Origin of the sequence: Pseudomonas guariconensis, from assembly GCF_015680235.1 — a bacterium.
Lineage (GTDB): Bacteria > Pseudomonadota > Gammaproteobacteria > Pseudomonadales > Pseudomonadaceae > Aquipseudomonas > Aquipseudomonas guariconensis_A.
The window spans coordinates 1-14,689 of the sequence record NZ_JADLJL010000057.1 but is presented as its reverse complement, the minus strand read 5'-3'; the positions used below and the strand labels follow the sequence as shown (position 1 = coordinate 14,689).

Here is a 14,689-nt window from a genome sequence, read left to right as displayed (position 1 = left end):
GCGCCGCTTGCCGGGCATCCATGCCCGGCACCCACCTCCGTAACGCCTCCGCTCGGCCTCCTGACGTCGCGTTTGGCGGCGCCTGGACTATCGCGCATCGCAAGCAAAGGCAAAGGCCGGTCGGTTAATTTTGGGACATCTCATGGGGCTGCTACGCAGCCCATCGCGGGACAAGCCCGCTCAGGGGGGCGCCGCTAGCCGCTTGCTCTCTGCGCGACAGCGCAGCCCAGGAGGGCTGGGTGATCTCCAAAAAGCCCCACAAAATCACATAGTTATGGATCGTTCGATAGAAGCGAGTTCGTCCATGGTGGGGGCCATAGGAATACCACGACAGTTCGCGATCGCTCCCCTATGCTTGGCCACTGGCACCATACGACTACAAGGATGTCCGATGCTCGCCGCCCTCAAACGCTACCCCAGCTCCGTGCGCCTGCTGCTGGCCACCGGTTCGGTCCTGACCTTCGCCCGGGCAATCACCCTGCCTTACCTGGTGGTATACCTTGCCGACACCTTCCAGCTGGCAGTCGGCTCCATCGGCCTGCTGGTTGGCAGCGCCGTGATCCTCGCCTCCTTGCTTAGCCTGTACGGCGGCCACCTGGTCGACACCGTGCGCAACCATACCCTGTTGCTCGGTGCCATCTCGGTATTCACCCTGGCCTTCCTCGGTGCCATTGCCAGCCGCTCGGCCGCGTTGTTCTTCGTCTGCCTGGTGGTGATCAACTTGGCCCTGGCGGTGGTCGACATCGCCGTGAAGTCGGGCTTCTGCGCCTTGCTGCCGGAGGCCGAGCGTGCCGAGGTCTTCGCCATCAAATACACCTTGAGCAATATCGCCTACGCGGTCGGCCCCCTGCTTGGGGTGGCCCTGTTCGAACAGGGTGCCCACTTGCCCTTCCTGGTTTCCGCGCTGATCGGCCTGGGCATGGGCGGGCTCTATCATGGTTTGGGGGACCGACGCCTGCAGGTCGGTGCAAGCGTCCAGCACAACGCCGGCTTCGCCCAAGTCGCCCTGCGTCTGGCACAGGATCGCCGGCTGATCTGCTTCACCCTGGGCGGGATGCTGAGCGCGGTGGTATTCGGCCAATTCGGCGCCTACCTGTCCCAGTACCTGGTGGTGACCACCGACACCACGGAAGCGGCGCGACTGGTCGGCTACCTGATCACCACCAACGCCGTCACGGTGATCGCGTTCCAGTACCTGATCGGCCGACGCATCGACCGCCAGCGCCTGATGCCCTGGCTGCTGGCCGGGATGGCGCTGTTCATCCTCGGCTTGCTGGGGTTCTCCGTGGCCGGTTCCGCCCTGGCCTGGTGCCTGGCGATGGTGGTGTTCACCCTTGGCGAGATCATCGTGATCCCGGCCGAATACATGTTCATCGACCTGATCGCGCCTGAGCATCTGCGTGGCGTCTACTATGGGGCGCAGAACCTGTCCAACCTCGGAGCGGGGTTGGGACCGGCGATCGTCGGCTTTGCCCTGGGGCAGTGGGTACCGGCGGTAACCTTCTACCTGCTGGTGATGTCGGTGATACTGGCGGGGGTGTTCTATTGGCTGGGTACACGCAGGCCTTGATGTTGCCGGTGCCGGCCCCATCGCGGGACAGGTCGGACCGCCGCACCGCCGCTCCCACAGGGGGACTAGCGCTAGCCGCTTGTTCTTTGCGCGACAGCGCAGGCCGGAAGGGCTGGGTGATCTCCCGTAGAACAACGCATGGTGACCCCGAGTGTGCGACGTCCTGCCACTGCGACCATTGTCGGCGCTGACGAACCCCATTGGCCGTGCCAGACTGATTGATCGGGACCGCGTTTTCTTTTTTGCTCCGGAGTTTGCATGTCGTTGTCCAGCGGGCTGATCGCCGTGGTCGCCCTGGCCTATATGGCCATCATGTTCGCCATCGCCTTCTACGGCGACCGCCGCAGCACGCCGCTGCCGCCGCGCCTGCGCGCGTGGGTCTACAGCCTGTCGCTGGCGGTCTACTGCACCAGCTGGACCTTCTTCGGCGCAGTCGGCCAGGCCGCCGAACAGCTGTGGGCCTTCCTGCCGATCTACTTGGGGCCGGTCCTGCTGCTGGTCTTCGCACCCTGGGTGGTGCAGAAGATGGTGCTGATCAGCAAGCAGGAGAACATCACCTCGATCGCCGACTTCATCGCTGCCCGATACGGCAAGTCGCAATCCCTGGCGGTGGTGGTGGCGCTGATCTGCCTGGTCGGGGTGTTGCCGTACATCGCCTTGCAGCTCAAAGGCATCGTGCTGGGCGTCAACCTGCTGATCGGCGCCAACGCCGACGCCACGGGCACCCGGGTACAGGACACCGCGCTGGTGATCTCGCTGGTGCTGGCCCTGTTCGCCATTGTCTTCGGCACCCGAAGCCTGGATGTCACCGAGCACCACCGCGGCATGGTCTTGGCCATCGCCTTCGAGTCGCTGGTCAAACTGCTGGCATTTCTCGCCGTGGGCGCCTTCGTGGTGTTCAACCTCTACGACGGCTTCGACGACCTGTTCAACCAGGCGCGCCAGTCGGTGCACCTGGAAAGCTACTGGCAGGAGACGGTCAACTGGCCGTCGATGGTGGTGCAGACCGCCGTGGCGATGATGGCGATCATCTGCCTGCCGCGCCAGTTCCACGTGACCGTGGTGGAGAACATCGAACCCCAGGACATGCGCCTGGCGCGCTGGGTCTTCCCGCTGTACCTGGCCCTGGCCGCGCTGTTCGTGGTGCCGATCGCCCTGGCCGGACAGATGCTGCTGCCCGGCACAGTGATCTCCGACTCCTTCGTGATCAGCCTGCCGCTGGCCGAGGCCCACCCGAGCCTGGCGTTGCTGGCCTTCATCGGCGGCGCCTCGGCAGCCACTGGCATGGTCATCGTCGAGGCCGTGGCGCTGTCGACCATGGTCTCCAACGACATGCTGCTGCCCTGGCTGCTGCGGCGCAACAACGCCGAGCGCCCGTTCGAGGCGTTCCGCCACTGGATGCTCTCGGTACGGCGAGTGACCATCGTGGTCATCCTGCTGCTCGCCTATGTCAGCTATCGCCTGCTCGGCTCCACCGCGAGCCTGGCGACCATCGGCCAGATCGCCTTCGCCGCCGTGACCCAACTGACCCCGGCAATGCTCGGCGCACTGTACTGGAAACAGGCCAATCGCCGCGGTGTGTTCGCAGGCCTGGCGGCGGGGATCTTCCTGTGGTTCTACACCCTGGTGCTGCCGATCGCCGCACACAGCCTGGGCTGGTCGCTGCAACTGTTCCCTGGGCTGGCCTGGCTGCATGGCAACCCGCTGGATTTGCCCATCACACCGCTGACCCAAGGCGTGGTGCTGTCGTTGGCGGGCAACTTCATTCTCTTCGCCTGGGTCTCGATCCTTTCTCGCACGCGGGTATCGGAGCACTGGCAGGCCGGCCGCTTCATCGGCCAGCAGAGCAGCGCCCGGCCCAGCAGCCGCTCGCTGCTGGCCGTGCAGATCGACGACCTGCTCAAGCTGGCCGCCCGCTTCGTCGGCGAAGAACGCGCACGGCAGAGCTTCATCCGCTTCGCCTATCGCCAGGGCAAGGGCTTCAACCCCAACCAGAACGCCGACGGCGACTGGATCGAACACACCGAGCGTCTGCTCGCCGGCGTGCTGGGCACGTCCTCGACCCGCGCGGTGGTCAAGGCGGCCATCGAGGGCCGCGAAATGCAGCTCGAAGACGTGGTGCGCATCGCCGACGAAGCCAGCGAGGTGTTGCAGTTCAACCGCGCCTTGCTGCAGGGCGCCATCGAGAACATCAACCAAGGCATCAGCGTGGTGGACCAGAACCTGCACCTGGTGGCCTGGAACCGGCGCTACCTGGAGCTGTTCAACTACCCCGACGGGCTGATCAGCGTCGGCCGGCCGATCGCCGACATCATCCGCTACAACGCCGAGCGTGGCCTGTGCGGCCCGGGCGAGGCGCAGGTGCATGTCGCCCGGCGCCTGCATTGGATGCGCCAGGGCCGTGCGCATACTTCCGAACGCCTGTTCCCCAATGGCCGGGTCATCGAACTGATCGGCAACCCCATGCCCGGTGGCGGCTTCGTCATGAGTTTCACCGACATCACCCCGTTCCGCGAGGCCGAACAGGCGCTCAAGGATGCCAACGAGGGCCTGGAACAGCGGGTCGCCGAGCGTACCCACGAGTTGTCGCAGCTCAACCAGGCGCTGTCGGAGGCCAAGAGCCGGGCCGAAGCGGTCAGCCAGTCCAAGACCCGCTTCCTGGCCGCGGTCAGCCACGACCTGATGCAACCGCTCAATGCCGCGCGGCTGTTCTCCGCCGCGCTGTCGCAACAGGACGAGGGCATGACCGACGAGGCCCGGCAACTGGTGCAGCATATGGACAGCTCGCTGCGCTCGGCCGAGGAGCTGATCAGCGACCTGCTGGATATCTCGCGCCTGGAGAACGGCAAGGTCACCCCCGACCCGAAACCGTTCGCCCTCAGCGAGCTATTCGATACCCTGGGCACCGAGTTCAAGGTGCTGGCTGCGGAAAAGGGCCTCGAATTCCGTCTGCGCAGCAGCCGGTTGCGGGTCGACAGCGACATGAAGCTGCTGCGCCGGGTGCTGCAGAACTTCCTGACCAACGCCCTGCGCTATGGCAAGAGCCCGATCCTGCTGGGCGCACGCCGCCAGGGCGAGCGCCTGTGGCTGGAGGTGTGGGACCGTGGCCCGGGCATCGCCGACGACAAGCTGCAGGTGATCTTCCAGGAGTTCAAGCGCCTGGACAGCCACCAGACCCGCGCCGAGAAAGGCCTGGGCCTGGGCCTGGCCATCGCCGACGGCCTGTGCCGGGTGCTCGGGCACCCGCTGGAGGTGCGCTCCTGGCCCGGCAAGGGCAGCGTGTTCCGCGTCAGCGTGCCGATCGCCCGCAGCGCCGCCGCGCCGGCCCAGGCGCCGGTGGAACAGGCCAGCCAGCCGCTGGCCGGGCTGCAGGTGCTGTGCGTCGACAATGAAGACAGCATACTTGTCGGCATGAACAGCCTGCTCGGCCGCTGGGGCTGCCAGGTCTGGACGGCGCGCAACCGCGAAGAATGCGAGGCGCTGCTGGGCAAAGGGATGCGCCCGCACCTGGCACTGGTGGATTACCACCTGGACGACGGCGAGACCGGCACCGGCCTGATGGCCTGGCTACGCACCCGCCTGGGCGAACCGGTGCCTGGCGTGGTGATCAGCGCCGATGGGCGCAACGAGACCATCGCCCAGGTCCATGCCGCTGGCCTCGACTACCTGGCAAAACCCGTCAAGCCGGCGGCCCTGCGCGCCCTGCTCAATCGCCATCTGAGCCTGGTTCAGTAAGCGCTTCGTCGGCCAGCACCCCATCGGCGAGGGCCCGCTCGAGCAGTTCGCTCGGTAGGCTCTTGCTGGCCCGGGCACCCAGCAGCTTGAGTTGCTCGCTGCGGCTGACCAGGTTGCCGCGCCCTTCACAGAGCTTGTTGCGCGCCGCGGCATAGGCTTTGTCCACCTGCTGCAGGCGGCTGCCCAGCTCGTCCAGGTCCTGGATGAACAGCACGAACTTGTCGTACAGCCAACCGGCGCGCTCGGCGATTTCCCGAGCGTTCTGGCTTTGGCGCTCTTGCTTCCACAGGCTGTCGATGACCCGCAGGGTGGCCAGCAACGTGGTGGGGCTGACGATCACGATCTGCCGGTCGAAGGCCTCCTGGAACAGGTTGGGCTCGGCCTGCAGGGCGGCGGAAAACGCCGCTTCGATGGGCACGAAGAGCAGGACGAAATCCAGGCTGTGCAGGCCGTCGAGGCGGTTGTAGTCCTTGCTGGACAAGCCTTTGACATGGCTGCGCAGCGACTGCACGTGCTGCTTGAGGGCCGCCTGGGCACTCTCGGCGTTGGGATCGCCGACAAATTGCTGGTACGCGGTCAGGCTGACCTTGGCGTCGACCACCACCTGTTTGTCGCCCGGCAGCATGATCAGCACGTCGGGCTGGTAGCGTTCGCCGTCGGCGCTTTTGAGGCTGACCTGGGTCTGGTACTCGCGGCCCTTTTCCAGGCCCGCATGCTCCAGCACCCGCTCCAGGATCAGTTCGCCCCAGTTGCCTTGGGTCTTCTGGCCCTTGAGCGCCTGAGTCAGGTTGGTGGCCTCGTCGGACAGGCGCAGGTTCAGCTGCTGCAGGCGCTCGAGTTCCTTGCCCAGGGAGAAGCGTTCGCGGGCTTCCTGCTGGTAGCTTTCCTCCACGCGCTTTTCGAAGGCCTGGATACGCTCCTTGAGTGGGTCGAGCAATTGGCCCAGATGCTGCTGGCTGGTCTGGGCGAAGCGCTGCTCGCGTTCATCGAAGATCTTGGTGGCCATTTCGGCGAACTGGGCACGCAAGGTGTCGCGGGCCTGTTGCAGGTCTTCGAGGCGTTGCTGGTGGCTTTCCTGCTGTTCGCGCAGTTCGGCTTCCAGACGCGCGGCCTGGGCTTCCAGGCGGCGCAATTCGGCCTCGCGGTTGGCCCGCTCCAACTGCCAGCCATGGGCGGCATCGCGGGCATTGTCGCGGTCGATCTGCAACAGCTCCAGTTCGCGGGCCTGGGCCGCCAGGGTGGTCTGCTTGACCACATTGGCTTCACTCAGGTCGCTGATTTCGTCGCGGCTGGCGTCCAGCTGCGCCTGCAGGCCTGCCTGGGCGAGCTGGGCACTGCCTAGGCGCTCTTCGAGAAGGGCCAGTTCCGCTTGCCGGACAGACAGGCGCCGCTGCAGCTGCACTGCCCAGCCCAGGCAAGGAATGGCTGCGGCCACGAGGCCCAGCAGGATACTGGCAAGATCCACTGCCATAGCGACTCCAGTCGGTATTCGATAATGCCGTGCAGCTTATCAGGTGAGGGCTTGCAGTTCCTGGAGCGTTCGCCAAAGCCACTGCGGGCCTGTGAGATCGCGCGCCGCCCGCGCGGCGCTCGGTCTTACAGGCGCTGATGCGCTACGGCGAACACGTCAGCTCAACTGCCCGAGCAACCGCCGTGCTTCCTGCGAGCCCTGCCCCGCCGCCAGTTCCAGCCAATAGCGCGCCTGTTCCGGCTCGCTGTGCTGGCACAACCTTCCAAACTCCAGCTGGGCACGGCGGTCACCCGACCGTGCAGCCTGGCGCAACAGTTCATGGCCGATGCGCCGGTCGCGGGCATTGCCACAGTCACGACAAAGCATCTGCCCCAAGCGGCTCTGGGCCACCACCACGCCCTGGCGCGCCGGCTGCTTGAGCAGGCGGCCGGCCAGGTGCTTGACGCTGGGCTTGTCGCCCAGGCGCGGGCTGTCGAGCAGCCAAAGGGCCACTTTCAGGGAAAAGCGCTTGGAGGGGGTCACTGGCGAATGTGCAGCGGGGATTGCGAGGGGTTTACCGCGAAACTTCATGAGCAACAGCGAAGGCAATTCGAAAGGCGCGCACTCTACTGCATTTTTTTGCTCGTGGCCCAGCCGAATCCTAAAGATGTAAAAAAAAAATTCGATGATCTTTTCTTGACGTTTTCGCTGGATGCATCCTTCTCCGAAACCGGACCACTGATCGTCGGACAATCGGAAATCAGCTGGCACGCCCGTCCTAGAGCAAGCGCTCGGGACAATCCACAGAAGCTGTGGATAACTCAGTGGACAACCCGCCCGACAAGTCTCCAAACCCCGATGGAATGGGGCTTTCGCTCAAACTGACGATTTTTTCACCAGTAAAAATTAGTGTTTTTTTTCATTGACTTAAGTATTCAGTCAAGGCATTGGCGAGCTCGCGGCCACACGTTGCCAAGTCGTTACAAGTCACACCCGCTGTGTGTACAAGTGCGCTGCGAGCATTCAATTGGATGGTAAAGACCCTCGATCCTCCGAGCCGGTCGCACGTTAGCCCCCCTTCACAGCACGGTGAATAAAAGCCATACTGCTCGGCTAGCCTGGCAAAACCCGAAATTGCTTGCCAGGTGCAGGGCTTTCCTGTAGTGTGCGCCTCGTTAGTACCCAGCTGAAAGTCAATTCTGGCCAATGTGTCCTTGCAGTGCCTCTCGCCCCACGAGCAGCCATTGCTGAAACCAGGACCGGCCCCTTCGATGATTCACTCGGCAGCAAACCTGCCCCAGCGCGAATCACGCGACAGATTGATCGGGATCTTCACCCAGAGGCATTGAACCTTGCCCTGTGTGCCTGCCCGCCTTCTGAAGTACCTACCAGTCAGCCCAGCGCCCACATTTGCTTGCGCCTTATCTGGCTGCCCTGTTCCAGTCAGGTTCTTCGTCCCTTAATAAAGGCGTCACTGGAACGTTTCTAGAATGCACGGATCGAAATCCGTGTTTAAAGCAGGAACATCCAACAATATGAACACTCATCATCAGATCCAAACCGCCATCGGCACCCTATCCCAGGCCTTCGCGCCGTTGAAATGCGTGATCGTCGCCCCTCGCAAGGGCAGCTTCAGCTTCACCCTGGTCGACGAACATGGCATCGCCTGCCACAGCGAACGCCTGTACCCAGAACAATACAGCCGCGTCGCCCCATTGCAGGCTGTCATCGAACGGACCCGCCAGTCGCTGGCCGCGTGAGCGGCCTGTTTCGGCGCATTCAGGCGCACGATAGCCCCTTCCCTTCGCTTCCTGATCGTTCTTGGCGTAATTGCTTCAAGGCATATGCGCCAGGGCGACGGGCAGCAATCGATTTAAAAACAGCCCTTTACACCACGATTATCACACTACACTTCAACTCGAGCGGTGCGAGCCGCTTCCGGCGGGCCTGATCAATTCACCAGCTGCCAAGCTCCAGCGCCCGTCGGCCCTTAACTGATCGAGGGCAATCATGGGTATCGCGGCTAAAGAGTTGTGTCAGTATGTGATTCGTCCGACCCTGATCTACTTGGGCCGTCACAGCCAAAGCGCCGAAGCCTTGCTGCTGGGCGTTGCTGCCAGCCAATCGGCCTTGGGCTCGGCACTGCACGACCGGCGAGGCCATGGTCTCTACCTGATCGGCGAAGCCCGCCATCAGGAGCTCTGGGACGACTTCCTGGCACGCGACCCGGACCTTGCCAGCCTGGTCCGCGGCCTGGCCAGCCAACACGCCTTTCTGCGCGGGCCACACCTGGAGCTCGCGGTCAACCTGCGTTATTCCACCGCCATCGCCTGGATGCTCATCGAGGAGCAAGCGATGCCCTTACCTGCGCCGAACGATCTGTTGGGTCTGGCGCGGATCTGGCGACAGATCTTCCATCCTCAGGGGCGCCTGCGGGATTTCACCCAGGCCTGGCATTTGTGCGTGGATCCGATTTTATCCCAGGCATCTTAAGACGCGTCTTACAAATAACCGGAAAAAAGGGAATTTTGGTCGGATTGTCCTACAAAACGACGCTAACTGCTGCGATTAACGCTATAGCGCCGCGCGTGATTTGTTGGTAGCTTTTCGCCCCGGAGATCCCAAGGAGTTTCACAATAATGAAAAAAGCAATGCTCAAAACCTCCCTCGGTGTAGCCGTCGCCCTCGCATCCAGCCAACTGTTCGCTGCGGGCTTCGCCCTCAACGAACAAAGCGTCAGCGGCATGGGGACAGGTTTCGCGGGACGTTCGTCTTCTGCCGAAGATGCCAGCACTGTATTCGGCAACCCTGCCGGCATGTCGCGCCTCAAGCGCGAGCAGATCACCGTCGGGGGCGCAGCGGTCATTGCCAAGTCCGATATTTCGGGACCAGGCAGTAATTTTGGGGGCGAAACCGACGGCGACATGGTTCCGACCGTTGGTGTGCCGATGGGTTACTACGTCAAGCCGATCGATGAGCACTGGAGCGTAGGTTTCGGCGTCTATGTGCCATTCGGCCTGGTCACCGACTACGGCAGCGATGATGCCGCACGCTACTGGGGCAAGAAGAGCCACGTCGAAGTCATCACCTTCCAGCCGACCGTCAGCTATGCCTTCAATGACAAGGTGTCGATCGGTTTCGGCCCGACCTTCAACCGCATCAAGGGTGAACTGGGTTCGAATCTCGTCAACCCAATCGGTCCTCCCGGTTCGAATGATGGCGAAGTGAAAATCAAGGGTGACGATACTGCGGTCGGCTACAACATCGGTATCTTGGTCCAAGCCACGGATCGCACCCGTGTAGGCCTGACCTATCATTCGATGGTCGATTACAAGCTTGAAGGCAAAACGAAGGTCAGCCTTCCGGTGGTAGGGCTCGATGGCAACAAGTTCGACGCCAGTCTGAAGATCAAGACTCCAGAGTCGGTAGACCTCTCGATCACTCATGAACTGAACGACCAGTGGACTTTGTATGCAGGTAGCACCTGGACTCGCTGGAGCCGCCTGGAAAATATCACTGTAAATACTGACATTCCTGCCGGCCCAGGCGGAATATGGGATAGCAACTTCGGCACCATCACCGAAGAGCAGAACTGGCACGATACCTGGGCACACGCCATTGGCGCGTCCTACAAGGTGAACAAGGAATGGACCCTGCGCGCAGGCTTCTCCGTCGACCAGTCGCCGACCAACAACCATGACCGTTCGCCACGCATCCCGACCGGCGATCGCAAGGCGGTCAGCTTCGGCGCGGGTTGGAGCCCGAACGAAGACATGACCATCGACCTGGCTTATTCCTACCTGTGGGAAGAGGACACCAAGGTGAACCAAGTCAGTGCAAGCAAAGGCTCTTACCAGGCCAAGTACGAAAACAGCGCTCATGGCCTCGGTGCTTCGCTCACCTACCGCTTCTGAGTCGTTCGTTTGAATGATCGGGGCCGTTAGGCGCCCCATCGCGGCACAAGGCCGCTTCTACAGGATCACACACCTTGCCAATGGCGGGTTCCTGTAGGAGCGGCCTTGTGCCACGATGGGGCGCGTAGCGGCCCCGGTGATGTCCGCATGCAGCTCAAGGCTGCGAGGCGATGGCTTTTTCGATTGCCGCCTGAAATGCCGGGTCGTCAGGCTTGGTCAGGCTGGAGAAATTGGCGATCACCTTGCCCCGGCGATCCACCACGTATTTGTAGAAATTCCATTTCGGCGCACTGCTCTGGCGCGCCAGTTCGCTGAACAGCGGCACCGCATCCTTGCCACGCACCGCCTGAGCCTTGGTCATGGTGAAGGTGACGCCGTAATTGGCATAGCAGACCTTGGCGGTCTTCTCGCTGTCGGCATCTTCCTGCTTGAAATCGTTCGACGGCACGCCGAGCATCTCCAGGCCTTGCTCGTGGTATTGCTTGTAGGTCGCCTCCAAGCCCTCGAACTGTGGGGCAAAGCCGCAATAGCTCGCGGTGTTCACCACCACCAGAGGCTTGCCGGCGAAGCGCTGGCACAGATCGACCTGCTCTTTGCCGCGCAGTTCGGGCAGGCTGCCCTGCAACAACGCCGGGCAATCCGCCGCCCAACTCGAGGTGGCGGCGGCCAGGGCCAACAACGGAAAGGCAAGCCAGCGCATGGGCATCGTTCGGTACTCCTGCAAAATGAAATCCTTGCCTTGCAGGGTAGCGCCTAACAGGCGCCCATGCCCAACTGCATCAACGCCAACCCGCCTTCGTGCCAACCCCACCAGGCCAATACCAGCACCAGCAGCGCACCCGCCGCCAATAGCCAGCGCGCCCATCGGCTCATGCGGCCTGGGCCTGCAGGCGCGCGACTGGACGCTCGCGCACCGGCCAGCTGAGGGCCGCGGCCATCAGGCTGAGCAGGATCGAGATCTGCCAGACCAGCTCATAGCTGCCGGTTCGGTCATACACCACACCGCCCAGCCAACCCCCGAGGAAAGCCCCCAGTTGGTGGAACAGGAAGACGATGCCGCCGAGCATGGACAGGTTACGTACGCCAAACACCGTGGCCACCGTGCCATTGGTCAGGGGCACCGTGGACAGCCATAGCAGGCCCATGGCGATGCCGAACAGGTAGGCGCTGGCCTGGGTCACCGGCGCCCACAGGAACAGCACGATCACCACCGCCCGCAACAGGTACAACCCGGTGAGCAGGCGCGGCTTGGACATGCGCCCGCCCAGCCAACCGGCCGTGTAGGTACCGACGATATTGAACAACCCGACCAGCGCCAGCACGGTGGTACCGGTGGTGGCCGGCAAATGCTGGTCCACCAGGTAGGCCGGCAGGTGCACGCCGATGAACACCACCTGGAAGCCACAGACGAAAAAGCCCAGAGCCAGCAGCCAGAAACCCGGGTGCGAGCAGGCCTCCTGCAGGGCCTGGCCGAGGCTTTGTTCGCCACCGTGACTGGGCAGCGGACGGTCTTTCAGCATACCTACGAACGGCACGATCAGCGCCACCAGCAGCCCCAGCACGAGCAAGGCTGCGGACCAGCCCAGCCACTGGATCAGGCCGAGCGTGCCCGGCAGCATGGCGAACTGGCCGAACGACCCGGCGGCACTGGCGATACCCATGGCCAGGCTGCGCTTTTCCGGCGGCACGGCCCGCCCCACGACCCCGAGCAGGACCGAGAAGGACGTGCCGGACAGCCCGATGCCGATCAGCAACCCGGCGCTGAGCGACAGCGACCAGGCCGAGTCGGCCATGCCCATCAGGATCAGGCCTGCGGTGTAGAGAATGCCGCCGATGATCACCACCCGTGCCGCGCCCAGGCGGTCTGCCAGCGCCCCGGCGAACGGCTGGGCCAGGCCCCAGATCAGGTTCTGCAAGGCAATAGCGAAGGCGAACACTTCACGCCCCCAGCCGAACTCGGCACTCATCGGTGCTAGGAACAGGCCAAAGCCGTGCCGCACCCCCAGGGACAGGGCAAGAATCAGCGCCGCGCCCAACAACACCCACCCGCTGGTTCGCCATACCGAAGTCATTGTGGTTATCTCCAGCACATCGCAAGGTTATACGGGTATATACCCGCTTTTAATCGAAGGCTTTACGCCAAACGTTCCAATAGCCGCACCAACACATCCCGCTGCCCTTCTCCCAGACGCTCTACGAGCTCACGCTGGGCCTGCTCCCAGGCCGGATGCGCGGCCTGCAGCAAGGCCTTGCCCGCCGCGGTCAGCAACACCAGGCGGTTGCGCTGATCGTCGCCATCGGCCAGGGCCACCCACCCTTCGGCCTCCAGCACCCGCAGGTTTCGCCCCAGGGTGCTGCGGTCCAGGCCCATGGCTTCGGCCAAGATGGTGATGCTTGGCCGGTCGAGCCGCTGCAAATGACGAAGCAGGGAAAACTGCGCGACATTGACACCGAAGCCCACTAGGGCTTCATCGTAGTGTCGGCTCACCCCACGGGCAGCGCGGCGCAGATGGGTACAGATGCATTCGCTGGTCAACATGAATCCGTGTATATACCCGTACCTTGTATGTTGCAAGACATTTCGTATCGCCGGTCAGCGAGCCAGGCGCTGGCGGATCGGCTCGAACTCGGCCGTGGCCTGCCGTGCCAGCGGGTCCGGCTCGCCCTTCTCGATCGCCTGCCAGTAGCGCCAGGGCACCTTGGCCGAACCCAGCTCGTAGTCCATGCCGTCCCAGTTATCCTCGCGAAAACTGTAGAACGCCCAGTGCAGCTTGTTGTGGTCCAGGACGGTGAGTACATCCTCCAGGTACTGCTTGCACCCCGCGAGCCGGCGCATGCAGCCGAACTCGCCCACCACCAGGCGCGAACGCGGGATCTTCATGTCATCCGCCCAAGTCAGGGGTTGCTGCAGGTACTCGGCCACGCGCTTGGCGCCCCATTGCTCACGCTTGCCGCCGAAAGGCGCAGGCCCCGGGTAAGGTATGGGTTGCTTGCGGGCCATGTTCGGCGCACTGGTGGCTTGATAGGGCTCGTACATGTGCAGGCTGTAGAGCACCCGCGCATCCTGCAACGGCGCCGGCCAGTAGCCGAAGGCATCGGCGGCGGCGTACCAGCCGGCATCGAGCATGACCGGGGTGACGGCGTCGACTTCACGGATGGCCGCCACCACCTGGCGGTAGAACGCAGGCAGGTCGCGCGCGCTGCCTTGCGCCTGGGCATACCACTGGCGCATATGGCCAGGCTCTGCATGTTCGGCCAGGCCGCCCTGCTTTTCCGGGGCGGGTTCGTTGATCAGGTTGTAGGCCGCCACGGCCGGGTGATCCTTGAGCGCAAGGGCCAGATCGCGCCAGAAATCGGCGGCCTGAGCCCAGTAGGCCTTGTCTTGCCAGAGGCGGTCGTCGAACCTGCCCTGGTTGTTCTGCGACCAACGCATGCCGGGCAGCGAAAGCGGTGCGATCACGACCTTGAGGCCGGCGGCGTGGGCGTTGTCCAGGGTGACCTTGAGCTGTGCCAGGTCGGCAGCCACGAGGCCCTTGTAGGCATCGGCATCGCCCATCAGGAAGTCGCGCCGCTCGGGCTTCCATTTGTCGTAGGACAGCCGGACCCAGGTGGCACCATAGCCTTTGAGCGCCTCGAAGTACGCTTGGTCAGGCGGGAGTCGGTTGAAGCTGTTGCCACCGTGACGTGGTGTGTCCCAGAAGTCGATAAGGTCGGCGGCCGTGATAGGCAAGCTGGTCAGCGCGAGGGCGCTGGCGAGTATCCAGTGGCGCATGCGAAGGTTCTCTGGTCGGTTGAGAAGCTCGCGAGCATACGCCTGCCTTGGCTGGGAAACCGTTCAGGTACGTTGCGGAAAGTTGCAGGATGATGCTGGCAATACCGGCCCCATCGCCGGCAAGCCGGCTCCCACCAGGCCTGCGCTGATGTCGCATCTGTGGGAGATTCTATGGTTGTGGGCAAGCCGGCTCCCACTGGTGCAGCGCCAACCACACCCTGTGGGAGCCGGCTTGCCGGCGATGAAGA

At 63.4% G+C, this 14,689-nt stretch carries 11 protein-coding genes; 5 read left to right on the top strand and 6 right to left on the bottom strand.

What is annotated here, in order from left to right:
* The first annotated feature begins 391 nt into the window (after nt 1-391).
* Both IRZ56_RS22440 and IRZ56_RS22435 read left to right on the top strand, forming a co-directional pair.
* Nucleotides 392-1,570, top strand: a complete 1,179-nt coding sequence (locus IRZ56_RS22440; RefSeq protein WP_196146949.1) for an MFS transporter — start codon at nt 392-394, stop codon at nt 1,568-1,570.
* Nucleotides 1,571-1,828: 258 nt separating this feature from the next.
* Nucleotides 1,829-5,305 carry a PAS domain-containing hybrid sensor histidine kinase/response regulator gene (locus IRZ56_RS22435; RefSeq protein WP_196146948.1) on the top strand — a complete coding sequence of 1,159 codons (3,477 nt, stop codon included), beginning with the start codon at nt 1,829-1,831 and terminating at the stop codon, nt 5,303-5,305.
* Here IRZ56_RS22435 and rmuC read toward each other — a convergent pair.
* Both rmuC and IRZ56_RS22425 read right to left on the bottom strand, forming a co-directional pair.
* Nucleotides 5,277-6,776 carry a DNA recombination protein RmuC gene (gene rmuC / locus IRZ56_RS22430; RefSeq protein ID WP_230390494.1) on the bottom strand — a complete coding sequence of 500 codons (1,500 nt, stop codon included), beginning with the start codon at nt 6,774-6,776 and terminating at the stop codon, nt 5,277-5,279. The genes IRZ56_RS22435 and rmuC overlap by 29 nt on opposite strands.
* A gap of 156 nt (nt 6,777-6,932) precedes the next feature.
* Nucleotides 6,933-7,346 carry a tetratricopeptide repeat protein gene (locus IRZ56_RS22425; RefSeq protein WP_196146947.1) on the bottom strand — a complete coding sequence of 138 codons (414 nt, stop codon included), beginning with the start codon at nt 7,344-7,346 and terminating at the stop codon, nt 6,933-6,935.
* Between the two features lie 944 nt (nt 7,347-8,290).
* On the opposite strand from IRZ56_RS22425, the gene IRZ56_RS22420 reads away from it, so the two are divergent.
* The 3 genes from IRZ56_RS22420 (at nt 8,291) to IRZ56_RS22410 (ending at nt 10,669) form a co-directional block, all read left to right on the top strand.
* On the top strand, nt 8,291-8,515 hold the full coding sequence (locus IRZ56_RS22420) for a hypothetical protein (protein WP_196146946.1): 225 nt from the start codon (nt 8,291-8,293) through the stop codon (nt 8,513-8,515).
* 250 nt (nt 8,516-8,765) lie between these two features.
* On the top strand, nt 8,766-9,248 hold the full coding sequence (locus IRZ56_RS22415) for a hypothetical protein (protein WP_196146945.1): 483 nt from the start codon (nt 8,766-8,768) through the stop codon (nt 9,246-9,248).
* 146 nt (nt 9,249-9,394) lie between these two features.
* Nucleotides 9,395-10,669 carry an OmpP1/FadL family transporter gene (locus IRZ56_RS22410; RefSeq protein WP_196146944.1) on the top strand — a complete coding sequence of 425 codons (1,275 nt, stop codon included), beginning with the start codon at nt 9,395-9,397 and terminating at the stop codon, nt 10,667-10,669.
* A gap of 154 nt (nt 10,670-10,823) precedes the next feature.
* On the opposite strand, the gene IRZ56_RS22405 is transcribed toward IRZ56_RS22410, so the two are convergent.
* From IRZ56_RS22405 to IRZ56_RS22390, 4 genes are all read right to left on the bottom strand, one after another.
* Nucleotides 10,824-11,375, bottom strand: coding sequence for a glutathione peroxidase (locus IRZ56_RS22405; RefSeq protein WP_196146943.1), 552 nt, complete (start codon nt 11,373-11,375; stop codon nt 10,824-10,826).
* A gap of 163 nt (nt 11,376-11,538) precedes the next feature.
* Nucleotides 11,539-12,741 (bottom strand): MFS transporter, encoded by a 1,203-nt coding sequence (locus IRZ56_RS22400; protein WP_196146942.1) that lies wholly within the window; start codon nt 12,739-12,741, stop codon nt 11,539-11,541.
* A gap of 62 nt (nt 12,742-12,803) precedes the next feature.
* Entirely contained in the window at nt 12,804-13,208 is a 405-nt protein-coding gene (locus IRZ56_RS22395; RefSeq protein ID WP_196146941.1) for a MarR family winged helix-turn-helix transcriptional regulator, read from the bottom strand.
* Nucleotides 13,209-13,262: 54 nt separating this feature from the next.
* A complete protein-coding gene (locus IRZ56_RS22390; RefSeq protein WP_196146940.1) occupies nt 13,263-14,441 on the bottom strand; it encodes a glycoside hydrolase family 5 protein in 1,179 nt (392 codons plus the stop codon).
* Between the last annotated feature and the right edge of the window lie 248 nt (nt 14,442-14,689).

Excerpts from the sequence above, each read along its gene's own strand:
- IRZ56_RS22410 (WP_196146944.1), top strand. The coding sequence starts at position 9,395 with ATGAAAAAAGCAATGCTCAAAACCTCCCTCGGTGTAGCCGTCGCCCTC.
- IRZ56_RS22420 (WP_196146946.1), top strand. The coding sequence starts at position 8,291 with ATGAACACTCATCATCAGATCCAAACCGCCATCGGCACCCTATCCCAG.
- IRZ56_RS22390 (WP_196146940.1), bottom strand. The coding sequence starts at position 14,441 with ATGCGCCACTGGATACTCGCCAGCGCCCTCGCGCTGACCAGCTTGCCT.
- rmuC (WP_230390494.1), bottom strand. The coding sequence starts at position 6,776 with ATGGCAGTGGATCTTGCCAGTATCCTGCTGGGCCTCGTGGCCGCAGCC.
- IRZ56_RS22395 (WP_196146941.1), bottom strand. The coding sequence starts at position 13,208 with ATGTTGACCAGCGAATGCATCTGTACCCATCTGCGCCGCGCTGCCCGT.
- IRZ56_RS22425 (WP_196146947.1), bottom strand. The coding sequence starts at position 7,346 with ATGAAGTTTCGCGGTAAACCCCTCGCAATCCCCGCTGCACATTCGCCA.
- IRZ56_RS22440 (WP_196146949.1), top strand. The coding sequence starts at position 392 with ATGCTCGCCGCCCTCAAACGCTACCCCAGCTCCGTGCGCCTGCTGCTG.
- IRZ56_RS22435 (WP_196146948.1), top strand. The coding sequence starts at position 1,829 with ATGTCGTTGTCCAGCGGGCTGATCGCCGTGGTCGCCCTGGCCTATATG.
- IRZ56_RS22405 (WP_196146943.1), bottom strand. The coding sequence starts at position 11,375 with ATGCCCATGCGCTGGCTTGCCTTTCCGTTGTTGGCCCTGGCCGCCGCC.
- IRZ56_RS22400 (WP_196146942.1), bottom strand. The coding sequence starts at position 12,741 with ATGACTTCGGTATGGCGAACCAGCGGGTGGGTGTTGTTGGGCGCGGCG.
- IRZ56_RS22415 (WP_196146945.1), top strand. The coding sequence starts at position 8,766 with ATGGGTATCGCGGCTAAAGAGTTGTGTCAGTATGTGATTCGTCCGACC.